Raw genomic sequence first — 23937 nt, 5'->3', positions numbered from 1 at the left:
AATCACCGCACATTGTAAGCTGATATCTAAAATATTGATATAATTGGCGGATAAAAGCAGAGGAATAGAGAAATATGATGAGTTCCAGCATTATTATGCTTACTGCAATGCTAGGTTTAGATGGTCATTTACCTCCTTTGATGGAGTGGCAAGGCAAAAGCGAACAACTATTACAACAACAAGGCCCATTGACGACTGATTTTGAGCTAAGCGGTGCGATAGATTCCCCTAATTATGCAGATACAATGGCGTTTGTTGATCGCCTTGTGGCCGCCAATCCTACCCAATTTAAGCTAGAGACAATTGGATTTAGTAATAGCAACCGTGCAATTAAGATGATTGTTGCTACCGAGCAAGGCGGCAATAAGTCAAACGTTATCAATAATGGCAAGCCAACAATTTTGGTGCAAGCTGGGATTCACGCCGGTGAAATTGATGGTAAAGATGCCATGTTTATGTTGCTTCGCGATGTTGCAACTGGTAAGCGCCGTGATATTTTAACGAAAGTAAATTTACTTTTTATTCCTATCTTAAACGTCGATGGGCATGAGAGGCGCAGTGAGTTTAACCGCATCAATCAACGCGGGCCGACCATTATGGGTTTTAGAACTAATGCCAATAACTTAAACCTTAATCGTGATTACACTAAATTGGATACGCCGGGAGTTAAGGCGGTCATGCAGGTGATTAATGACTATAACCCAGATCTCTATATTGATGTCCATGTAACGGATGGTGCAGACTACCAATATGATGTTACTTATGGTTTTAACCCCAGATTTGCAAGTGAATCTCCAGCGATAGCTGAGGTATTAGAGAGTCAGATTTCGCCACAAATTAATGCAGCGCTAGCCGGCCAAGGGCATATCCCTGGTCCGTTAGTATTTGCAATGGATAAGCGAGATTTTAAAAAAGGCTTAGCGGGCTGGGTGGCAACGCCTCGATTTTCGAATGGTTGGGGAGATTTAAAAGGATTACCAACAATATTGGTAGAAAATCACTCATTGAAGCCCTATAAGCAGCGCGTTCTAGGCACTTATGTGTTTATGGATGGTGTTATCAATGGCCTTTCAAGTAATATTCAGGCACTGCGAGAAGCGGTTCAAAAAGAGGCTGAATTCACACCTAAACAACTGGTTGTTGAACGAAGCTACGCAAAAGAGCCTGACTATATTCAATTCAAAGGCATCAAATACAAGCAGTTTGAAAGTGCATTATCTGGACACCTAGAAGCTAAGTATTTAGGTGAGCCACAAGAGTATGATAAGTTGCCTATTTATTGGCAAAAGGAAGTAAAAACAACGGTTAATGTACCTGAACAATTTTACATTCCACCTACATATCCGGAAGTGGTTGAAAAATTAAAACTGCACGGAGTAGCTGTTTCTAAACTACCAGCCGAGTCGATACTGGAAAAAGTAAGTCAAGCTTCAGTAAAAGACTACCAATTTGCTACTGCTCCTTTTGAAGGACGCTTTAGAGTGAGCGCGACTTTTGACATTAAGGAGCTATCAGATAAAGTGGACTTAAGTGGTTGGTATAAAGTCGCAACAGCGCAAAAATCTGGAGAGTTGGCGACCCACTTATTGCACCCGGCGGCACCAGATTCATTCTTTGCTTGGGGAGATTTTAATACTATCTTCCAACGTACAGAATATGTTGAAAATTATGCACTTGAACCTTTTGCGCGAAAAATGCTAAAACAAAATCCAGCGATGGCCTTGGCTTTTGATAAAAAAATACGTGAGGATAAGCAGTTTGCAAACGATCCAAAGGCGAGAATGGAGTGGCTTTATGCACGAACTCCGTTTTATGATAATGCGTATCTTAAATATCCCATTTTGATGTCGTTTGGAGCAAATTAACAATGCAAGTGTTCACTATTCCCGTTACCCCATTTATGCAAAATTGTCGTGTGATTGTGTGCCCAGAGACACAAACCGCGGCAATTGTAGACCCAGGTGGTGAACCGGAAAAAATTATTTCGCAGTTGAACACATTGGGGTTAGTACCAAGCATGATTCTGCTTACTCATGCGCACCTTGATCATGTGGGTGCGAGTACAGCATTAAGTGAGCATTTTAATATCGAGATAATCGGACCTCACCAAGACGACCAATTTTGGTTGGATGCTTTGCCTATGCAATCGCAAATGTTTGGCTTTCCAAATCATGCTGCTTTTTTACCATCACAGTGGTTAAAAGGTGGTGATAACATATGTTTAGGAAATCTAGAGCTCGAAGTCAGACATTGTCCGGGGCATACTCCGGGGCACGTAGTATTTTATGAGCCAAGTTCAAAGCAGGTCTTAGTGGGCGATGTGTTGTTCAAAGGTTCTGTTGGCCGTACTGACTTTCCAAAAGGCGATGCGACTGAGCTAAAACAGTCTATTGAAGATAAGCTGTTTACTTTGCCCGATGAGGTCATAGTACATTCGGGACATGGTGAAAATACCTCAATTGGCTTCGAAAAGGCGACAAATCCTTTTATGAGTGGCCGATTTGGCTAAATTATAGTGGAAGTGGCATAGTAGTGATGTGCATTTTTACCTACTATGCTTCAGGGAATAACAATCAGCATCGGTTAACTGACTGATGTGCTAATTAAACTAGAATTGATATGTCATTAAACCAAGTAGATCGCCAGATTCTGGCATTGTTACAGCAAGACGCAAGTCTTTCTACCGCAGAAATCGCTGATAAAGTGGGGCTATCTCAGTCACCTTGTTGGCGTCGCATCGCTAAATTAGAGCAAGATGGCTACATTAAAGGCAAAGTTGCATTGCTAGATGAGAAAAAGCTCGGGTTTGATATGTTGGTTTATGCGCATGTTAGACTCTCAAATCATGGCCGTAACAATCTCGCTGAATTTGAAAAACTGATCCTAAGCTATGATGAAGTGACAGAATGTTACTCTATGGCAGGTACAATGGACTTTATGCTGCGTATTATTTCGAAAGGCATTGAAGGCTATGAGCAATTTGTTCGCGACAACTTACTTAATTTAGAGTTCGTTCAAGAAGTACACTCAAATGTTACAATGACGTGCGTTAAGCGCAGTACTTCTTTACCTCTTTAATACAACCTGTTGCCCTGCTCCGTTGGGTAGGGCGTCCCGTCATCTTTTCTCCATTGTTCTATACTAAAATAGTGGCTTCTTTACCAAGCCGAGTATAGAAATGAGTTTTCAAAACAAGCTTGTATCTTATTTGTTAAAGGCGCTGCTTTTTGCTAAAATCCGCCGCCTTTGTGTTCATAGTCAATTCACACCAGAGGATATTGATGTTTAATCTTATCAGCAAAGCGCCTAGCTCTGCTAAAAACGATGTACTGTCTGGGCTGACAGTTGCTTTGGCACTTGTGCCAGAGGCTGTGGCTTTCGCTTTTGTCGCACAAGTAGATCCGTTAGTTGGTTTATATGCGGCATTTATTGTCGGTCTTGTGACCTCAATCTTTGGTGGTAGACCGGGTATGATATCCGGCGCAACTGGCGCATTAGCCGTAGTAATGGTGAGTCTCGTCATTGATCATGGTGTTGAGTACCTCTTCGCGACTGTTTTACTTATGGGCTTTTTACAGATCCTAGCAGGTATATTTAGGCTGGGTAAGTTTATCCGCATGGTGCCGCATCCTGTTATGCTAGGCTTTGTGAATGGTTTAGCCATCGTTATCTTTCTTGCACAACTTGGTCAGTTTAAAGTACTTAATGGTGAAGGTGAGTTGACTTGGATGCAAGGAGAAACTCTTTATGTGATGGTGGGTTTGGTAGCATTGACTATGGCCATCATTCACTTTTTGCCGAAGCTAACAACTGCAGTTCCATCTAGCCTTGCGGCAATTTTAGTGGTAACCGGCATTGTTATTGGTTTAGATCTGGATGCTCGTAATGTGCTCGATTATCTGAAAGATATGTCAGGTAACGCAGATGCAACGATTGCCGGTGGTTTTCCTGCTTTCCATATTCCAGAAGTACCTTGGACATTTGAAACATTTAAAATCATTTTCCCGTATGCGCTTATCCTAGCCGCGATTGGTTTGATTGAATCTTTATTAACCCTCACGTTAATCGACGAAATCACCGAAACACGTGGTCACAGTAACCGCGAATGTATTGGCCAAGGCGCAGCGAACGTAACTTGTGGCGTATTCGGTGCGATGGGGGGCTGTGCGATGATTGGGCAATCAATGATCAATATTAATTCTGGTGGTCGTAGCCGTTTGTCAGGTATCACAGCTGCATTATTACTACTTGTATTTATTCTGTTTGCAGCAAGCCTTATCGAGATGATCCCACTTGCTGCGTTAGTCGGTGTGATGTTTATGGTGGTATTAGGAACTTTTGAGTGGTCAAGCTTTAGATTAATTAGAAAGATCCCTAAATCAGATGCTTTTGTAATTGTCTTGGTATCGGGTGTCACCGTTCTCACGGACTTGGCTATAGCGGTTTGCGTTGGTGTCATCGTTTCTGCGCTTGTATTTGCGTGGGAGCATGCGAAACACATATACACTAATAACTATATTGACGAGCAAGGCTCAAAAGTATACGAATTACACGGACCACTATTTTTTGGATCGGTGAAAAATTTTGCCGAACTATTTGATGTTAACAATGACCCGGACGATGTTATTGTTGAGTTTAAACACAGTCGTGTAGCCGATCACAGTGCAATTGAAGCGATAGATGCGTTGGCTGAACGTTATAAAAAGACTGGTAAAACGCTACATCTTCGCCATTTAAGCCATGATTGCAAAGTATTGCTAAGTAAAGCTAAAGATTTAGTTGAACTAGACGGACAAGCAGATCCGACTTATAAAGTGGCATCTGACAAACTAGCTTAATAGCGATAGTTTGAATCGATGAATATAAATTAACGGGTTAATTTATTTCAAAAAAAGGCACTAAGGTGCCTTTTTTATTTGCGGCAAGGTGTGTAAAAACTGAGACCACCGGCAGTGAATAGAGACGACATGCTGAGATATAATCCAGTTAAGATAGAAGAGGTATGATCATTTTGAAGTGGCAATCACTGGTTGATAACAGGCAGAGATTTTTCTGGGTATTACAAATAGCTGGTTGGTTAGGCTACGCGTTAGTTAACTATATTGGCTCAAAAGTCTTTGAAATGCGTGACATTTATGTATTTGTCATCGCGTTAAATGCCTATGCAGGTTGCTTGATGACCGTACCGCTACGCTACCTCTATCGTAAAATTTGGAATGCAACGCCCTTGGTGTTGATATTCGCTGTGTTTACGGCGTCATATGTTACTGGGACATTATGGGCGGTAGTGCAGAAATTCAATCATTGGGAGATATATCGTCACGGGTATCGGCCGGATGAATGGTTTTATTACTTACAGCAGGGATTAGATTCTGTCTATATTATACTTTGCTGGAGCGGGTTGTATTTTGGTATTAAGTATTATCAGTTGTTGCAGAGCGAGCGTCAAAAGGCATTGAAAGCCAATACTATGGCCCATGAAGCGCAATTAAAAATGTTACGCTATCAGCTAAATCCGCATTTTCTATTCAACACTCTTAATGCAATTTCGACGCTTATATTGGTTGAAGAAAACAAAGATGCGAATCAAATGGTTTCAAGGCTCAGTGATTTCTTGCGTCATACATTAAATACAGATCCGATAAAAAAGGTACCGCTTGAGCAAGAGCTACACGCGTTAAAGTTGTACTTAGAAATTGAGAAAGTCCGTTTTGATGAACGCTTATCCATTGAGCTTGATGTGACAGAAGAAGCAGAGCAGGCGTTAGTACCAAGCTTGATTTTACAGCCACTCATTGAAAATAGTATTAAATACGCAATTGCCCATATAGAGCATGGCGGCAAAATTGAAATAAAAGCGCAGGTGTTTGCCAATGAACTACTCTTGGAAGTAGGAGACAATGGTCCTGGCGCCGAGCTAGAAGATGGGCAACTGAAAAGTGCACAGGGAGTGGGTTTAGCGAATACCAAAGACCGTTTAAAAACCTTGTACGAAAATAACTATTCATTTGTGCTCTCGGATAATGAGCCATCAGGGTTGAAGGTAAACATTCGCGTTCCATATGAAAGGGCGAAGAAGTAATGAGCAAAATTAGAACACTAATCGTAGATGATGAGCCGTTAGCGAGAAAAGGACTAGCGGTAAGATTAAGAGATTTTTCTGAAATCGAAGTTGTAGAATTGTGTGGCAGTGGTCAACAAGCAATCGATCTATGCAAATCTGAGGATATAGATCTGGTCTTTCTCGATATTCAAATGCCGAACATGAACGGTTTTGAAGTAGCGAGAGCGTTAAGTGAAAGTGTTAAACCATTGCCTGCTATCGTATTTGTAACTGCGTTTGATCAATATGCTGTAAAGGCATTTGAGATCCATGCGCTTGATTACATCTTAAAACCCGTTGATGACAACAGATTAAAACAGGCGGTGGAGAAAGTGCAAAGCTATTTAAAAACACAACAAGACAATGCGCATAAGAAAAAGCTAGCCAGCTTTGTTGCAGGGATCACTGGTAACAACTGTGAAGAAATCCTAAAAAAACTTGCAACAGGAGATACAATTGAAGATAAAAAATTCCCAGAGTCTTTAGCGGTAAAAGAGCAGGGTGAGATTATTCGAGTATCTACATCGTCAATTCAGTGGATTGATGCAGCTGGTGACTACATGTGCTTACATTGTAGCGATGGTCAGACTCATATTTTACGTAAAACAATGAAAGATCTAGAGCAAGAATTAGATCCAACGTTATTTGTACGTGTTCATCGCTCTGCAATCGTAAATACTAAGCAGATCAGTAAACTAGTTACACAAAGCAGTGGTGAGTATTTATTGGTGCTTGAGAATGGTCAAGAGCTTAAAGTAAGTCGTAGTTACCGTGACAAAGTAAAGGCCGCACTCGCAAGCTAATCCACTGAAAAAGCGAATACAATCGCGAGCTAAAGTGATTTGCACCGTGTTTAGCCTACGGTGACGTAGTGTATTTTATGTGCTTGTACACTTTAGGATATTCTAAGGAGAGATGAACTAGGCAGCAAGGCTACCTAGTTCAATGCTGTTACACAGTGACGATTTTCAGCGTGTTACTGGCGCCGATAGTTTCCATCTTATCACCGTGTGTGATGATCACTGTGTCGCCTTTTTCTAATGAGCCTGCTGCAACTAGCGTATCAAGCGCTTCGCGAACAGTTGAGTCGTCTGAGCATTGTGTCGAGTCAAATCTCACCGGATAAACACCGCGATAGAGCGACGCCTGCCCAAGTGTTGATTGATGACGAGACAGTGCGTAAATAGGTAACCCTGAACTGATACGGGACATTAATTTTGCGGTGTTACCTGATTCAGTTAGCGCAACAATCGCTTTTACTGAGTCCAAATGGTTTGCTGCGTACATTGCTGACAAGGCAATAGTTTCACAGGTATCAGCAAAACGGCTGTCTAAGCGATGTTTAGATATATGGATCTGCGGTTGAGACTCAGCACCTAAACACACACGTGCCATTGCTGCCACCGTTTGCTCTGGATAATCACCAGCAGCGGTTTCTGCTGAAAGCATTACCGCATCTGTGCCATCTAGCACTGCGTTGGCGACATCCATAACTTCAGCACGAGTTGGCATTGGGTTGTCAATCATTGACTCCATCATTTGGGTGGCAGTGATCACCGTACGATTTAGTGAGCGAGCACGGCTGATAATTTGCTTCTGTTTACCAACAAGAGCGGCATCGCCAATTTCTACGCCTAAATCACCACGGGCAACCATCACCGCATCAGAAGCCAGTACAATATCGTCAATCGCTTCTACGGTTTCCACCGCTTCTGCACGTTCGATTTTTGCAAGTAACTGCGCATTAGACCCCGCTTTTTCTGCCAGCCCCCTAACGTAGCGCATGTCGTCACCACTGCGAGGGAACGAAACTGCAATATAGTCCACGCCAATTTCTGTCGCTGTGATCAAATCTTCTCTGTCTTTGTCAGTAAATGCAGGTGCTGTTAAGCCACCGCCTAAGCGGTTGATCCCTTTATTGTTCGACAATACACCGCCAACTTTAACACTGGTGTGAACCAAGTGATCTTGTACTTCTTCAACAACAAGCTGAATAAGTCCATCGTTTAATAACAGTAAATCGCCTTGCTTCACGTCATTCGGTAATTCTTTATAGTCGATACCCACGGCTTCAACGTGACCTTGGCCTGGTTCCATTTTTGCGTCGAGCGTGAATTTTGCACCCACTTCTAGGAACACTTTGCCTTCTTTAAATGTTGAAACGCGAATTTTAGGACCCTGTAAATCTGCTAGGATCGCTACATTTACGCCTAAGCGTTTAGCAATTTCGCGAACGGCTTCGGCTCTATTTTTATGATCTTGAGCAACACCGTGTGAAAAGTTTAGTCTGACTACGTTGGTGCCGGCACGAATGATTTTTTCTAGGTTGTTATCTCTATCCGTCGCTGGCCCCAGTGTTGCGACGATTTTTGTGCGTCTAAGCATCAGATTCTCCTGTTAGCTTATCAAGGTAAGCAAAAACTCATGAATGTGTTAAAAATAAATCAAGATTGCTGTTTTTTTATACATGTCACATTGTAAAATCACGATTTAACTAATTAGAGCATAAAGAATTATGTAAAACCCTTTTTAACACTCTAATTAAGTTATATGATCTATATGTCATCATTATGACACCGGTGTCAGTGGCCGTCAATCTCGAATATTTTACCCTACAGCTTAGAGGGTAATTTGAGATTTATCATAAAATTGGTGAATTCGCGCCGCTGTCACTATATTGCTATACAGTGAATTGTGTTAGCTGCCATATTTGGGGGCCGCTCTGATATCAGTGAATTGTGTGTCTCGCTGGTCAATCATGGTCGCTCAGGTATAATGCACATACACGAACGCATAAAGTTTTGATGTTACCGAGGAGGAAACTAAATGCAGGTTGCATTAGTTGGTTTGGGTGTGATGGGTAAAAACCTCGCGCTAAATCTAATTGAGAAGGGGATGACCTTAGTCGCTTACGACAAGAACCCCGAAGTAGGTGCGGAATTATTGAGTTGCGCACAGTCGTTAGGTATGGCGGAGCGCTTACACATAGTGTCTGATCTCGGTGATATGATCAGAAGATTAGAGACTCCTCGCTCGATTTTATTACTCGTTCCAGCAGGTGAACTAGTAGATAAAGTTTGTAGCGATTTGGTTGAAGCTGGAGTTGAGAAAGACGATATCATCGTTGACTGTGGTAACAGTAATTACAAAGATGGTATTGCACGCAAATTGAAGTATCAGAATAAATTTGAGTTTGCCACTATGGGGATCTCTGGCGGTGCCGAAGGTGCACGTCATGGTCCCGCAATGATGGCAAGTGGTTCTGAAGGTGGCTGGGAGCGTATCGAGCCTTGGTTCGAAAAGGTTGCTGCGAGCTACAACAATGAATCATGTTTCGCGCGTGTTGGGCAATCTGCCAGCGGTCACTTTGTTAAAATGGTTCACAACGGTATTGAGTATGCATTGATGCAGCTCATTGCAGAGCTTTATCAATTGCTTCGACTTGGTACCGGTCGCTCTCCTAAAGAAGTGGCTGAGATTTTTGAGTCTTGGTCTGAAGGTAAACTAAATAGTTATCTACTTGCAATTTCTAGCCACATTTTAAGTCTTGAAACAGAGCAAGGTGAGTCTTTAGTCGATCTTATCGACAATAAAGTCGGGGCTAAGGGCACTGGCCTTTGGACGGCGCAAAACGCACTAGAGCTTGGAATTGCCGTACCTTCGCTTGTCGCTGCGGTACAAGCTCGCCACCTCACCAATACCATCGATACTCCAGCTGCAAAAGAAATGACGTATGCGAATAAATCAACGCAAACAATTGATGTTGATTTAGACGAATTAAAAGACGCATTCTATTTTGCAAGTTTGCTATGTTACCGCCAAGGTCTTGCACTGATTAAGGGCGCGTCACGAGCACATCAATGGAAAGTTGATCTTAATAAAACGCTACAAACCTGGCGTGCTGGCTGTATTATCCGAGCAGATTACTTGGATGATGTCGCTGAAGGTGTTGAATTTATCGATTCACTTGAGAAGCCTGCACTTGCACTACGTAGTATTACAGGTAAAGCTGTGGCGACTGGTTTGTCTTTCCCTGTGCTTGGCGCGACACAAACTTATATTGCAACATTGAGCACGCCAAGCAATGGGCATTTGGTGCAAGCTCAGCGTGATTACTTTGGTGAGCACGGTATAAAGACACACAGTGGTGAAACTTGTCACCTGACTGATCTTGTCGATATCGAAGCAAAAGTTAGATAATAATCGACGTTCAGAGCAGTTCGAGCTGATTGAAAAGCCGTGGCAACGATACCACGGCTTTTTCATTTTACCGCTATCGAGTTAGCTCACCGCGCAGATTGTCTTGCATCAAATGGCGGATTGTTTCAAGCTCAAGTTGCTGGCTAAAGAGATAGTGCAGCTTTGTTAAGCACGCTTCTAGTGTCATATCGTAGCCGCTGATCACACCACAGTTTAATAACGCATTTCCTGTCGCGTAGCCGCCCATATTCACTTTTCCTTGAATACATTGGGTGAGGTTGATAATCACCACTCCGCGATCGCTGATTGCTTTAAGCTCAGTTAAAAAATGTTCGTCTTGTGGCGCGTTACCAACACCGAAGCTCAATAAGATTAATGCTTTCATCTCGCTACGCATTAGATTCTTAAGGATTTCAGTTGAGATCCCTGGATACAAATGCATTACCGCGATAGGTTGAGGTGAGATCTTGGTGACTTGCAAGCTTTGCTCAACGTAAGGGCTTAGCTTCCCTTCGATCAGCTGAATATTGATCCCTGCTTGTGCCAGTGGCGAAAGGTTTGGAGAAGCGAATGCATCGAAGCCATCAGCATGAGCTTTGATTGCTCTGTTACCGCGGTAAAGTTTATTGTTGAAAAACAAACTCACTTCGGCGATAGGGTAGTTAGCAGCCAAATACATCGCGTTTAACAGATTCACTTGACCATCGGAGCGCAGCTGTGACAAAGGAATTTGAGAGCCTGTTACGATCACAGGTTTAGTTAAGTTCTCAAACATGAAGGATAGCGCAGAAGCAGTATAGGCCATTGTATCTGTGCCATGAAGCACCACAAAGCCATCATAGTCGTGATATTTTGATTGAATATCATCTGCGATAAGTTGCCAGTGATGCGGTGACATATCTGATGAATCAATTAACGGGCAATATTCATGAATATCAAATAACGGCATTTCATCGCGAGTAAACTCAGCATTATTTTTCACCGTATCTGTTAGATATCCTGCAACCGGAACGTAACCGCGACTGGATTGCTTCATACCAATGGTACCACCGGTATAGGCGATATATATTTTTTTTCTTTTCATAAAAAAGCCCAGAATAAAATCTGGGCTTAGTATAACAATTACAGCACCACAATTGCAGTGCTTAATCGATTTCACTCAGGTGAAACGTTACACACTAAGCAAAGCGTATAGACATGGTTAGGATCGTTAAGCTGCCCTAACATTTGAGTTTGTATTTCGATTGTATTACTAACGCTGTCTAGGGCGTTCAGTGCAGTTTTTGCGAATATCGATTGCTCAGGTACAAGGGCACTAATGGCGCTTTGCACCATTGATGCACCAAATAATTGCTGCATCAGCTTTTCTTGCTCGGTGAGTGTTTGTTCAATAGTGATAACATCATACATCTCTAAATTAGCAAGATTTGCGGCCGCTTCAATGGCATCGTTCTTGTTACCTAACTTATCAACTAAGCCAAAATCAAGCGCCTGAGTTGCTAGCCATACACGTCCTTGCGCAACATCATTAACGGCTGATTTATCAAGATTTCGCTCAGTCGCGACCATGGAAATAAACTTATCATAGGCATCTTCAACCCCCATCTGGATAAGGTTTTTATAGCCTCCGTCTATTCCTCTGAATGGGGATTGACCTTTCAATTCGGTTGTCGCAACACCATCAGAGTAAATTCCTAATGAGTTTGCTGCATTTTCAAAGGTCATGATCATGCCAAAGACACCGATGGAGCCCGTAATTGTACTTGGAGAAGCCCAAATTTCATTAGCTGATGCCGCAATCCAATAACCGCCAGAAGCTGCAACTGAACCCATTGATGCTATCACGGGTTTTCCAGCGGCTTTTAATGCAATAACCTCATTACGAATGGTTTCCGAAGCAAACATGCTACCACCGCCAGAGTCAATTCTTAATACAACTGCTTTTACCTTGTCGTTAAGGCGAGCCTTTTTAAGTAATGCAGCTGTTGAATCACCACCGATAGCACCCGCTTTACGCTTGCCATCAGAGATCTGACCTTTAGCAACAACCACTGCGACTTTTTCAGTAAATGGGTTTTCTGCAAACTCTTTAGGCGGCATTGTCGATAGATATTGATTGAACGAGACCTGTTTAAAAGATTTTCCTTTTGCATCGAGACCAACTTCATCGATCAGTTTTTGTGCAAATGCCTGATTGGTCGTTAATGCATCGACCCATTGGTTGTCGATAGCATATTTTGCTGAATCGCCTTGGGCGGCTTCCATTTTATCGGTTAATGCTGCGAAGGTTTCATCAAAATTAGCTGTATCAAAACCGCGGTTTTCGGCGACTTCTGTTTTGTATTGTGTCCAAAGTGGGTTGATCCACCCAAGGTTTGATTCTTTTGCTTCTGGTGACATGTCGCTGCGAATAAAAGGCTCAACAGCTGATTTGTAAGTGCCAACGCGGAAGATATGTTGCGTAACTTTCAGCTTATCAAGGGCTTCTTTGAAGTACAGCGGATACATACCAAACCCAGTGATATTAACTCCCCCATATGGATGTAAAGAAATTTCATCGGCTATCGAGGCGAGATAATATTGAGCTTGAGTGTAATAAGCGCCGTGAGCGTAGATTTTTTTGCCTGCAGCCTTAAACTGCGAGAGCGCGTCTTTAATATCTCGTAATTTGTCGAGATGGGCGCTATGAAGACGTTGTAAATCAAGGTACATCACTGTGATTCGGTCGTCTTTAGCCGCACTATTGATAACATCGATAATATCATCTAATAGAATTTCACTTGGCTCTTCTGAATCGCCAAAGGCGTCACTCATTGCTGCGTCAATAGGATCAACATAAGTCAATTGCTCGACTATGATACCGTTCAGGTTTAAGCGTAATACGCTTTTATTTTCGACCTTAACCTGATCTTCGTCCGATACAATACTTATCACTATGGCGATAAGAATGAACAAAAACAGCAGATTTAGAATCAATCGCCTGGAAAAGTTCAGTGTGGCCCAAATGCCCTTAAAAATATTCGCTATCAATTTCAAAATGATCCCTTATGCTTAACTTCAATACAACTCTATACGTTTATCATATATCAGAGCGAGTTTCATGAATAATAGAAAAACGTAACGAAGTATTTTCATGATTGAAATATCGCCAATGCTGCCAAATTCGTTAATTTCTTTCTTCTTAACACTTGCCAAATAATAAAAAAACGTTAATGTTCACAGGTAAGACCAGTTTTGTGGGGCGGCAAATGTTAGAACAAGAATTACAACTTAAACATACCAGTTTACGAAATCGCTTGGTTATGGGATCAATGCATACCGGGCTTGAAGAGGGGTGGCATAACCGAAAGCGACTCGCTGCATTTTATGAGGAGCGGGCAAAAGGCGGAGTAGGTCTTATTGTAACCGGAGGCTACAGTCCAAACTTGCGCGGTAAGTTGACACCAATTTCTTCTTCTTTTAACTCGTTATACGATGTAATTAAACATAAAGCATACACTGATGTAGTACATAAGCATGGTGGCAAAATTTGTCTACAGTTACTACATGCAGGGCGCTACGCTTATCATCCATTCAACACCGCACCAAGTGCGATTAAAGCGCCGATTAATCCATATAAACCAAAAGCAATGAGCGTAAGTGCTATTAAAGGCACGATTAAAGACTTTGCTCACTCAGCTAAATTGGCCGAAAAAGCAGGCTACGATGGTGTGGAGATCATGGGCTCAGAGGGTTATTTAATCAATGAGTTTATGGCGGAGCATACCAATAAACGCACCGATGAGTATGGTGGTAGCTTAGATAACAGAATGCGATTGGCAACAGATATTGTAAAAGCGGTTAGAGCAAAAGTGAGCGATAAGTTCATAATCGTGTTTCGTCTGTCGGTCATGGACTTAATCCCAAATGGCTCAACACCAGAAGAAGTAGTGCTGCAAGCCAAAGCTTTGGTCGCAGCCGGTGTAGATATTCTTAACACCGGAATCGGTTGGCACGAAGCGCGTGTTCCAACAATTGCGTCGATGGTGCCTCCAGGTGCCTATCGTGAAGCGTCACATAGATTAAAACAAGCCGTTGATATACCCGTTGTCGCGGTAAATAGGATTAACACCCCAGATCTTGCTAATGACATTTTAGCTAAAGGAGATGCTGACCTTATTTCTATGGCGCGTCCGTTACTGGCTGATCCTGAATTCTTTAATAAATATCAAGAGCAGCGCTCGGAGCAAATCAATATTTGCATCGGCTGTAATCAGGGGTGTTTAGACCATGTATTTAAGGGCAAACGAGCAACATGTTTGGTGAATCCACAAGCGGGATTTGAATTGGATTATCCACTTCAGAGCGCTCAAAGGAAAAAACAAGTACTCGTTGTTGGCGCAGGACCTGCTGGGTTGTCTGTAAGTTACTATCTCGCCAAAAAAGGCCACCAAGTTAAGTTAATTGATAAAGGTAGTGAATTAGGTGGCCAGTTTAATTTAGCGATGCGAATACCTGGTAAAGAAGACTTCCAACATACGCTTAAATACTATGTCAGCGAAATAAATCGCTTAGGTGTTGAGCTTTGCCTAAATACACCATACGAAGAAACAATGGCAAACGCGTTTGATGATGTGGTATTTGCAACGGGTGTAAGTCCGCGTATGTCGAAAATAGAGTGTGCAGATGGGAAACGTGTGTTTGCCTATGACGAAGTGATTAAAGGTGAAGTAAAACTGGGCAATAAAATTGCCATTTTAGGTGCAGGTGGTATTGGCTTTGACATGGTAGCGTTTTTAACAGAACAGCGAGAACAAACTATTCCTGATTTTAAATCACAGTGGGGAATAGAATGTGAAGCGCAACCATCACAAGAGCAAAGGCCAATTTATATGTTAAAACGCTCTGAAGGACGTTTTGGTAAAGACTTAGGTAAGACTACCGGCTGGATCCACAGAGCTGTTGCAAAACATCACAATGTTCAGCAAATTGCGGAATGCGAATATATAAGCTTTGATAATCAAGGTTTGACTGTGAGAGTGGCAGGTGAAGAACAACTGTTAGATGTAGATACGGTCATTGCTTGTATTGGACAAGTTTCCAACGATAGCTTGTTCGATAAAGAGGCACTTCCTGAGAATCAGCACGTTATCGGTGGGGCCAAACTGGCTGCAGCGATTGATGCTAAGCGAGCGATTGCAGAGGCACTTCAGGTAGCAAGAAAGATCTAACGAAATAATCCAACCCAATCTGCGGTCTATACTGATAATTCAAACATCAACTATGGACCGCATATGTTTACCAACCTACTAAAGCCGTATCGGCAACTACAACATTTATCTCAATATTTTTCTGGTCTTGCACCATTGCTTATGCGACTTATTCTCGCGCCTGTTATGATCATTGCAGGTTATAATAAGTTGAATTTGACCAATCCAGACGCGACATTTTTGCAAAGTCTCCTCGCCGATCCGAATATTGTTGCTTGGTTTGGTAATAGTGAATGGGGTTTAGGTCTGCCTTTTCCTGACTTGCTTGCCTTTCTAGCCGCATGGACGGAGTTTTTAGGTGGTTGGTTAATTTTATTCGGCTTGCTTACACGCTTAGTATCAATTCCGCTCATGGTGACTATGGTTGTTGCTGCCACTACGGTTCATTTGGAACACGGCTGGTTTTCGGTTACACCAACAAATCCTGATACTAGCGCGGCTAAAGTATTAGATTGGCTTGGCTTTGACGAAGCAAAAGTGAGCTTAAAAAATAGTGTAGATGCAAAGCAGCGTTTGGATTTAATTAAAGAGATTGTCGAAGAAAATGGCAAACCAAGTTATCTATACGAAAAAGGCAATATTGTGATTTTGAACAATGGAATTGAATTTGCAGCTACTTACTTTGTGTTACTGCTATCGCTATTTTTTACCGGTGGTGGACGTTATGTCAGTGTCGATTATTGGTTGAGACTACTTTTAGAAAGAAAACAACGTGATTTAGTCCCCGAATAAAAAATAGGTTATAGCAAGGATGCAACCATAAACCGTGATGTTGCGTGGTCGAATTTAAGGTAAAATGGTAGACTGTCACCATGTAACGGCAATTTGCTTAATTAGATAGCCTATTTCGAGGCAAGTATTAAGTTAAATTAGTATAATTCACGGCCATTTTGAAGGCACAACACGGGACGAGTTAATGGACGCCATAGAATTACTCTTAACACGCCAGTCAGATAGCAACCTGTCTTTTCCTGGACCCAACCCAGCTCAGCTAGAAATCATTAAAAAAGCGGCACTAAAAGTGCCTGATCACGGTGGTTTAACACCGTTTAAATTTATTATAGTAGAAGAAAAAGGTCGCGAAAAACTGGGCGAGATCTACTACCAAGCGGCGGTAAAAGAGCAACAAGAGCAACGGGTAATAGATAGAGCGAGACAATTGCCAGAGCGTGCCCCTATGTTGATCATCGCTGTATCTCCATATCAAGAACATCCAAAAGTACCTCGTATTGAGCAAATTCAAAGTGCAGGCTGTAGTGTACTTGCTATGCAGCAAGCGGCTTTTGCACAGGGATTGTCGGGTGTATGGCGAACTGGCTACTTTGCCCAGAGCCCTGAAGTGAAAAAGCAACTTGGTCTCAATGAAAAAGATGAAATCGTTGGTTACCTTTATTTAGGCACGCCTACAGTACAGTGTACTAAGCCTACAAGGCACAAACCTGAAGATTTCTTTTGCAGTTTATAAGGATACGTAGTCATGGCATTACATGTAATAGATCACCCGTTAGTTCAGCATAAACTTGGGCTGTTACGCGAGCAGGGCATATCAACTAAAAACTTTCGCGAAATTGTCTCGGAAGTTGGCAACTTACTCACTTACGAAGCAACAAAAGATTTGACGTTGAGCGATCAGGTCATCTCCGCTTGGGACGGTAACGAATTAACAGTTAAAAGGCTGACGGGCAAAAAGATCACCTTGGTGCCAATTTTAAGAGCTGGTTTGGGAATGCTAGATGGCATATTGCAGTTGATCCCAGCGGCTAAAGTGAGTGTTGTGGGTTTACAGCGTAACGAAGAAACGCTTGAGCCTGTGCCTTATTTCGAGAAATTGGTGGGAAATATTGATGCCAGACTTGCTTTGGTTATTGATCCAATGCTTGCGACTGGTGGCTCACTGATCGCTACTATCGACATGTTAAAAAAAGCAGGTTCAAAAGAGATCAGGGCGATTGTGCTTGTGGCAGCGCCAGAAGGAGTAAAACTGGTGGAAGAAGCACATCCTGATGTTGAAATTTATACCGCTTCACTGGATAGTCATCTAAATGAAAAAGGATATATTGTGCCAGGTCTAGGCGACGCCGGTGACAAAATATTTGGTACGAGAGCCTAAACAGTTATAGTGATTAACAGGTTTTGGTTTTTGATCTAAAACAATGATACAAAAAAATATCGTAGTAAAAATACGTCTTCCGCTCTATTTTTGTTAAAACAACAAAATAATATTAAGGATAGACCATGTATTTGCTACGTATTTTTTTGTGGCTAAGCTGCATTTCTGTTTCAGCAAACGAGCTCCCCAGTATTAAAAAAATAGAAATATTTGCAACCAACTATCATCTCGATCTCAACATACATACACAAACAAGCCGTTTATCTGGCAGCGCAACGATAACGGTTAAAAACCAAGGAACAACACCAACTAGCGTAATTCCATTAAGACTTTATCGCTTGCTTAGTGTTGTCGATATCACTTCGGAAGCGGGTAAGTCCCTCAACTATACACAGGGAGTAGTAAGTAATATTGATGACTCACTATTTCAGTCTAATTATATTAAATTATCGTTATCTGAGGCGCTACAACCCGATCAACAAACAACTTTTACTGTTAATTATTCTGGCCATATAAAGGGGTATGTAGAAACTGGGATGGCTTATATTAAAGATGACATCACCCCTTTGTTTTCTATTATTCGTATGGACGCATATGCTTATCCGCTCATCACTGTGCCTGATGATAGGGTCAATCGCGCGTCACGCTTTTGGCAGAAGCTGTATAACTACACCGCTAACATCGAAGTCGATAGTGGCTTAGTGGTAGCAAATGGTGGAATTTTACTAGGCGTAACAGAGACCGATCAAGGAAGAAAGGTTTATTCGTACAAAAACCAGAAACCCTCATGGAGAATGGACTTCATGGTCGCACCATATACCGTGACAAAAGGAGATGGCTTTAAGCTATTTACGTTACCGGGAAATAAATATGCAACTGACTATATGGAAAAGGCAAAACAAACCATAACGTTGTATGAAAGCTGGTTTGGTCAACGTCAAAGCACTGGTGAGTTTAGCTTTATAGAGATCCCAAAGGGGTTTGGTGCTCAAGCTGATGTTACCGCAATTATTCAAGACAGCGAGGGGTTTGTGGAGGTAACTCGTTTGTATCACGAACTGAGTCATCTATGGGACCCACGTTCGAATGAAAGCTACTCACCACGCTGGAATGAAGGTAAGGCTACCTTTTTAGAGTATTTAACGGATTCACGGCTGAATAAAAGGGTGTCTTTAAGCTCGCATATGACAAACGTACTAAAACGAGCAAAAAATCAGTTCGTTAAACAGCCTAAATATTTAACGACTGCGTTTGAAGAGTATGGAAAAGCAGGGCTTAATGCCTATTCGGTAGGGGCGCTATTTTTTGCGCTTTTGCATCATGAGCTAGGAGAGGAAAGGTTTACTCATTTACTACGTACTTTTTATGCAGCACATGTTAAAAGCGGAGCATCAACAGGCGACTTTATTCTTGCACTGCGTGATTTGAAAGATCCTAACATTGATTGGATATTATCTCGTTGGGTGAATAGCCATAGGTTCACGCTTGATATTTTAGACGCTACCAACTTTGAGAACTTCATCACGTTGAGTATAAGAAGTAGTAAAATATAAATAATCCAAATAAAAAAGCTACCCACAAGAGGCAGCTTTTTGGCTTCTATAAAAGAAAGGAATCGGTATTAAAAGTAGCCTCTGATACCAAGCTTGATATTACGACCTGGAAGTGGAGCTTGCTCTTTAATAAACGAGCTATGCACAAAGCCTAGCTCATCTGTTAGGTTATCAAGGTTAACATAACCAACTATGTCACTGCCCATAAACTCAAAGTCATAGTTAAACGACATATCCACTAACGTGTAGCCTTTAGTTTCACTTTCATAGCTTGCGATGTTGTCTTGCTTGAAGTAATGCGTCACCGTGAAATTAGCTGTTAAGTTCTCGTAACTGTGTTTGTAATCAAGACCTAGCTTGTTGCTTGGGATACGTGGTAAATATTCGTCGTTATCTAACTTCGCTGTTAGTGAGTCACCAAACACTTTAACGCGTGCAAAGTTGCTTAATTTGTAATGGGCATCAAACTCAAGACCATATAGTTTGGCGTCACTGCTTTCAAACTTAAACACTGGAACAGCGCCTTCATGTTCATGATCTGCCACTTCTAAACCGTGCTCTGGACTATAGATATAGTCTGTTAATGCCTGATAGTAGAAGTTTTCGATGTCGTTGTAGAAGAAGTTAACGGTATAACCAAAGTCACCTGAGAACTTTCTAAAGCTGATGTCTAAGTTGTTTGATGTTTCTTGTTCAATATCTTGTGGCTCAAAGTGTAAATGATCGCCTTCTAGCTTATAACCAAGTCCTAGTTCATAGGTGCTTGTTGCGATATGAATGCCATTTGAAAGCAACTCGGCGGTTAATGGTGCGCGCTCTGAGCGAGATAGTGAAACGGCAACGTTTTGACCTTCAACAAAGTCGTATACACCGCCAATGGATAAGCTTAGATTAGTCATTTCCAGGTCATAAGAAATAAACCCATTATCTAAGTTTCCACCATGGTCGTGGTCGTGATCATGGTCGTGTTCACCTTCGTGGTCATGATCTTCTTCGTACGCTTTCAGTTGATTACCTTTGCTTGATAACTGGTAGTCTTCAATACGAGCACCTAACTCAAGTGTGAAGTCTCCAAAACGACGTTCTTCAAGGATATAAAGTGCGTGCGTTTTGGTATTGGTCGATGGCGTGAAAGCTTCTGCACCGTTTGCGGCGTAATCGCTGTCGGAGAAATGATAACCAACAGTGCCGTGCCACTCTCCTAAGCGGTGTTCCGCCGTTAAGCGTAACTCAGTTGTATCATTTTCAAATACAGTGCCAATGTTTCCATCTTCAATTTCAGCGTGTTCATAATCTGTGTAACCCACGCGTAGACCAATAGATTCAAGCCAATCACTATGTACTGCATAATTTACAAGCCCTTGCCAACGATCTTGCTTTACTCGAGCAAATACGGATTCTTCTTCGTGGTCATGTCCTTCGTCTTCATGTTCGTGATCATGGTCATGACCAATATGAGAGTGAGCGGGTATGCCATAGTCCGTATCAACACGGCCATAAGAGAAACCAACAGTCAGATGATCGCCAACATAACTTGTACCTAAATTAAATTGCTCGGAGTCGATAAAGGTATTGTCGACGCGATTGGCGTACTCTGTTTCATGTTCTTCTGCTTCGTGGGCATGATCTTCGCCTTCATGTTCATGCTCGTGTTCTTCATGTTCGTCGTGCGGCAGCGCAAAATTTGGGGTTTCATAATCACCACCTTTACGCTTAACGCCATCGAAATGGAAGTTAAAGCCGTCAAAGCCGGATTCTAATAACATCGCAAAGGTATTGGTATTTGAGTTGGTATCATGGCTGTAGTCGGCAGCACCCTGGAGGCTATCGATTACGTCAGTAGGAATACGATTATCAACGACATTAACCACCCCACCGATTGCACCTGAGCCGTAGAGTAGGGTTGCAGGGCCCCTTAGCACTTCAATTTGCTGCGCGGCTAGCGAATCATTAGTGTTTGCGTGATCCGGACCAACGCGCGAGGCGTCGCTACTGTCTAAACCATTTTGCGTAATTTTTACGCGAGGACCATCTAAACCACGGATAATAGGACTTGAACTAACCGGACCAAAATAGCTGGCATTGATCCCAGGTTGGCCTTTTAGTGTTTCACCTAGCGTTGGTTTTGCATGATTTTTTAACTCATCACCACTTAACACACTGACAGGAGAAGTCATTTCCATGTTATTTTTGTGTAGAGCAGAAGAGTAAACAACAATGCTTTCGACAGATGTTGGTTTTAATTCGACTCGAACAAATCCTTGGGCTTCATCTACATCTACACGCTTATCAAGATAATTAGGCTTAGTAACGTGTAATTGAGAATCAGCATCTATTTCAATGGTAAATTGGCCATTCTTATCTGATTTAACTGACTTGCTTTTGCCATGTAGGTGGATGGTTACATTACTAAGTGGTTGGTTGTTTGCGTCAACAACTTTACCTGTTAGTTGTGCAGCATAAGCTGGCGCTGCACCGATAATTGAAATTAATGCGCTGGCGATAAGAGACTGCTTAAACATATTTTATTACCACGAGTTAGATTATGTATTGAACGAGTGAGCCTATTTGGCAACTAGGGTGATAATATAACACTACAAATATAGTGGATCAATAACGTTATACTATAACTTGGGTGTTGTTGAAATTGGAATTGCAGCTATAGTTAAGGAATAAGTCAAAATGGGCACAACATTATGAACAAGCCATTTGTTTTCAAGGCAAGGATTAAGGTTGCTGACTTATTTCATCATAGCCATCATGAAGAAGTTTTTACTACAGCTATGTTGTCAAAAGAAAGTAGCGAACACTTTGCGATGAAATTGCTCGGGATCTGTGCGCTGTCTTTTGATAAGCCTGCAAAGTGGAGTAAGACGGAGAAAAAGTATTGGCCTGATGTATGGCTCGAAGATGAAAACGAACAAATTGAAGTCGCTTTGTTTATTGGCACTTACGAGGTTGAAGAGATACTTAAGTATGAAAAGCTTTATACTAAGGTCGTGGTGTTGTGTGCCGACGGTGAGCAATGGTTTGAAGAGCGTCGAGTGCAGTTACAGTTTATTGGTTCGCTATCTGTGTTTAGTATTCCCGCTGTTTTTGTGGCTGATTTGTGTGAAATGCTGACACGAAGTTTGCATTGGGATGTGATTCTTGAAAATGGGGCGCTGAGTATTACTGATAACGAGCACTATATTCGTGCTCAAATTACCAAGCTGATTTAACGCAGTGATAAGGGACAACGGCTACGGCTAGAGAACAAAGTATTCTTTTGAATTCATGCTATCTAGGGCAACTCTATTTTAATATGGCTTGTGGGTCTGCTACAGCACAATAAAATTTCTCCATCTCTCACAAAAGCAAGTGGCTCGTTCGCGTATTGTGTTTGCCCTTCGATGAGCTTGGCGCGGCAGGCGCCGCAAAAACCCTCGCGGCATTGATAGGGGACTTCAATATTTGCGGCTTCAAGGGTTTCGAGTATCGAAGACGAAGAAGCCACATATTCCAGTGGCTCCTCAATATTCTCAACCTGAATTAGGAAGGGTGGCTTTTCAACCATTACAGGTCGAAGTCGCCAAAGTCAGAGGCATCGACTTCAGAGTCGATTTGTCCAACAAGGTATGAGCTGATCTCTGCTTCCTGTGGTGCAACCTGAACATTGTCAGACACAAGCCAAGCATTGATCCACGGAATAGGGTTTGATTTAGTTTCGAATTGCGTTGGTAAACCAACTGCTGACATACGAATATTTGTGATGTACTCGACGTATTGACACAAGATATCTTTGTTCAGACCAATCATCGAACCGTCTTTAAATAGATACTCAGCCCATTCTTTTTCCTGCTCAGCGGCCTCAACAAACATCTTAATTGCTTCTTCACGACATTGCGCTGCCACGATAGACATTTCAGGATCATCTTTACCTTCTTGCATGATATTCAGCATGTGCTGTGTACCAGACAGATGTAGCGCTTCATCACGTGCGATTAGCTTGATGATTTTCGCATTACCTTCCATAAGCTCGCGCTCAGCAAAAGCAAACGAACAGGCAAAACTTACGTAGAAACGGATTGCTTCTAAGATGTTTACAGACATGATGCAAAGATATAGGAGCTTTTTAAGTTCAAACAAGTTAATGACGACCGTTGTGCCGTTAATTTCATGTTTGCCTTCGCCGTACTGATTGTAAAGGCTCACTTTTTCAATCAGTTCGTCGTAGTACTTGGTAACTGCATCCGCACGTTCAACAATTTTGTCATTGCCCACGATGTCATCAAAGATCAATTCTGGATTTTGCGTTACATTACGAATAATGTGAGTGTAAGAGCGACTGTGAATAGTTTCACTAAATGCCCAAGTTTCGATCCAGGTTTCAAGCTCAGGAATGGAGACAATCGGTAAAAGCGCAACGTTTGGAGAGCGGCCTTGAACACTGTCTAGCAATGTTTGATATTTTAGGTTGCTCAAAAAGATATGTCTTTCGTGCTCAGGAAGTGCCTGAAAGTCCAACCTATCTTTACTTACGTCTACTTCTTCTGGACGCCAGAAAAACGATAGTTGCTTTTCAATTAGCTTTTCGAAAATAGGAAACTTCTGTTGGTCGTAGCGAGATACATTAACAGTCTGTCCAAAAAACATCGGTTCTTTTAATTGGTCGTTATGATTTCTGCTAAACGTAGAATATGCCATAAATGTGTTACTCAATACCTAAAAAAGCGGGTGAAG

19 protein-coding genes are annotated in these 23937 nt (G+C 42.0%); 13 read left to right on the top strand and 6 right to left on the bottom strand.

What is annotated here, in order from left to right:
- Window positions 1-77: 77 nt before the first annotated feature.
- From DRB05_RS18340 to DRB05_RS18315, 6 genes are all read left to right on the top strand, one after another.
- Window positions 78-1865, top strand: a complete 1788-nt coding sequence (locus DRB05_RS18340; protein ID WP_193554587.1) for a M14 family metallopeptidase — start codon at window positions 78-80, stop codon at window positions 1863-1865.
- 2 nt (window positions 1866-1867) lie between these two features.
- A complete protein-coding gene (locus DRB05_RS18335; protein WP_128728202.1) occupies window positions 1868-2509 on the top strand; it encodes an MBL fold metallo-hydrolase in 642 nt (213 codons plus the stop codon).
- 110 nt (window positions 2510-2619) lie between these two features.
- A complete protein-coding gene (locus tag DRB05_RS18330; RefSeq protein ID WP_010376979.1) occupies window positions 2620-3078 on the top strand; it encodes an Lrp/AsnC family transcriptional regulator in 459 nt (152 codons plus the stop codon).
- Window positions 3079-3281: 203 nt separating this feature from the next.
- Window positions 3282-4838: a SulP family inorganic anion transporter gene (locus DRB05_RS18325; RefSeq protein ID WP_128728201.1), complete on the top strand. Its 1557-nt coding sequence runs from the start codon at window positions 3282-3284 to the stop codon at window positions 4836-4838.
- 173 nt (window positions 4839-5011) lie between these two features.
- Complete coding sequence (locus DRB05_RS18320) at window positions 5012-6082, top strand: histidine kinase (RefSeq protein WP_128728402.1); 1071 nt, start codon at window positions 5012-5014, stop codon at window positions 6080-6082.
- Window positions 6082-6906 carry a LytTR family DNA-binding domain-containing protein gene (locus tag DRB05_RS18315; protein ID WP_010376983.1) on the top strand — a complete coding sequence of 275 codons (825 nt, stop codon included), beginning with the start codon at window positions 6082-6084 and terminating at the stop codon, window positions 6904-6906. Before DRB05_RS18320 ends, DRB05_RS18315 begins: the two co-directional genes overlap by 1 nt.
- 148 nt (window positions 6907-7054) lie before the next feature.
- Here DRB05_RS18315 and pyk read toward each other — a convergent pair whose 3' ends face one another.
- The gene (gene pyk / locus DRB05_RS18310) at window positions 7055-8488 is read right to left on the bottom strand and encodes a pyruvate kinase (protein ID WP_128728200.1); all 1434 of its coding nucleotides are present in this window, start codon (window positions 8486-8488) and stop codon (window positions 7055-7057) included.
- 441 nt (window positions 8489-8929) lie between these two features.
- On the opposite strand from pyk, the gene gndA reads away from it, so the two are divergent.
- Window positions 8930-10303: an NADP-dependent phosphogluconate dehydrogenase gene (gene gndA / locus DRB05_RS18305; protein WP_128728199.1), complete on the top strand. Its 1374-nt coding sequence runs from the start codon at window positions 8930-8932 to the stop codon at window positions 10301-10303.
- Window positions 10304-10376: 73 nt separating this feature from the next.
- Here the strand turns inward: gndA and ansA are convergent, their stop codons facing one another.
- Window positions 10377-11387: an asparaginase gene (ansA, locus tag DRB05_RS18300; RefSeq protein ID WP_128728198.1), complete on the bottom strand. Its 1011-nt coding sequence runs from the start codon at window positions 11385-11387 to the stop codon at window positions 10377-10379.
- Window positions 11388-11458: 71 nt separating this feature from the next.
- Window positions 11459-13339 (bottom strand): signal peptide peptidase SppA, encoded by a 1881-nt coding sequence (gene sppA / locus DRB05_RS18295; RefSeq protein WP_128728197.1) that lies wholly within the window; start codon window positions 13337-13339, stop codon window positions 11459-11461.
- A 212-nt stretch (window positions 13340-13551) separates the two neighbouring features.
- Here sppA and DRB05_RS18290 point away from each other — a divergent pair, with 212 nt between their 5' ends.
- From DRB05_RS18290 to DRB05_RS18270, 5 genes are all read left to right on the top strand, one after another.
- A complete protein-coding gene (locus tag DRB05_RS18290) occupies window positions 13552-15513 on the top strand; it encodes an NADPH-dependent 2,4-dienoyl-CoA reductase (protein WP_128728196.1) in 1962 nt (653 codons plus the stop codon).
- Between the two features lie 63 nt (window positions 15514-15576).
- Complete coding sequence (locus DRB05_RS18285; protein ID WP_128728195.1) at window positions 15577-16284, top strand: DoxX family protein; 708 nt, start codon at window positions 15577-15579, stop codon at window positions 16282-16284.
- A gap of 184 nt (window positions 16285-16468) precedes the next feature.
- Window positions 16469-17017, top strand: coding sequence for an NAD(P)H nitroreductase (locus DRB05_RS18280; protein ID WP_128728194.1), 549 nt, complete (start codon window positions 16469-16471; stop codon window positions 17015-17017).
- 12 nt (window positions 17018-17029) lie between these two features.
- The gene (upp, locus tag DRB05_RS18275; RefSeq protein WP_017217310.1) at window positions 17030-17662 is read left to right on the top strand and encodes a uracil phosphoribosyltransferase; all 633 of its coding nucleotides are present in this window, start codon (window positions 17030-17032) and stop codon (window positions 17660-17662) included.
- A gap of 125 nt (window positions 17663-17787) precedes the next feature.
- Complete coding sequence (locus DRB05_RS18270) at window positions 17788-19215, top strand: M1 family aminopeptidase (RefSeq protein WP_128728193.1); 1428 nt, start codon at window positions 17788-17790, stop codon at window positions 19213-19215.
- 68 nt (window positions 19216-19283) lie between these two features.
- Here DRB05_RS18270 and DRB05_RS18265 read toward each other — a convergent pair whose 3' ends face one another.
- Complete coding sequence (locus tag DRB05_RS18265; RefSeq protein ID WP_128728192.1) at window positions 19284-21737, bottom strand: TonB-dependent receptor; 2454 nt, start codon at window positions 21735-21737, stop codon at window positions 19284-19286.
- A 174-nt stretch (window positions 21738-21911) separates the two neighbouring features.
- Here DRB05_RS18265 and DRB05_RS18260 point away from each other — a divergent pair, with 174 nt between their 5' ends.
- Window positions 21912-22436, top strand: coding sequence for a YaeQ family protein (locus tag DRB05_RS18260; RefSeq protein ID WP_128728191.1), 525 nt, complete (start codon window positions 21912-21914; stop codon window positions 22434-22436).
- A gap of 62 nt (window positions 22437-22498) precedes the next feature.
- On the opposite strand, the gene yfaE is transcribed toward DRB05_RS18260, so the two are convergent.
- Together yfaE and nrdB are read right to left on the bottom strand one after the other, a co-directional pair.
- On the bottom strand, window positions 22499-22771 hold the full coding sequence (gene yfaE, locus DRB05_RS18255; protein ID WP_128728190.1) for a class I ribonucleotide reductase maintenance protein YfaE: 273 nt from the start codon (window positions 22769-22771) through the stop codon (window positions 22499-22501).
- On the bottom strand, window positions 22771-23901 hold the full coding sequence (nrdB, locus tag DRB05_RS18250) for a class Ia ribonucleoside-diphosphate reductase subunit beta (RefSeq protein WP_102056861.1): 1131 nt from the start codon (window positions 23899-23901) through the stop codon (window positions 22771-22773). The genes yfaE and nrdB overlap by 1 nt, the downstream gene beginning before the upstream one ends.
- Window positions 23902-23937 lie beyond the last annotated feature (36 nt).

This window comes from Pseudoalteromonas sp. A757 (assembly GCF_004103285.1).
Classification (GTDB): Bacteria; Pseudomonadota; Gammaproteobacteria; order Enterobacterales; family Alteromonadaceae; genus Pseudoalteromonas; species Pseudoalteromonas galatheae.
Note: the sequence above shows the minus strand (reverse complement) of the source record. Positions and strands in the feature narration are given on the sequence as shown.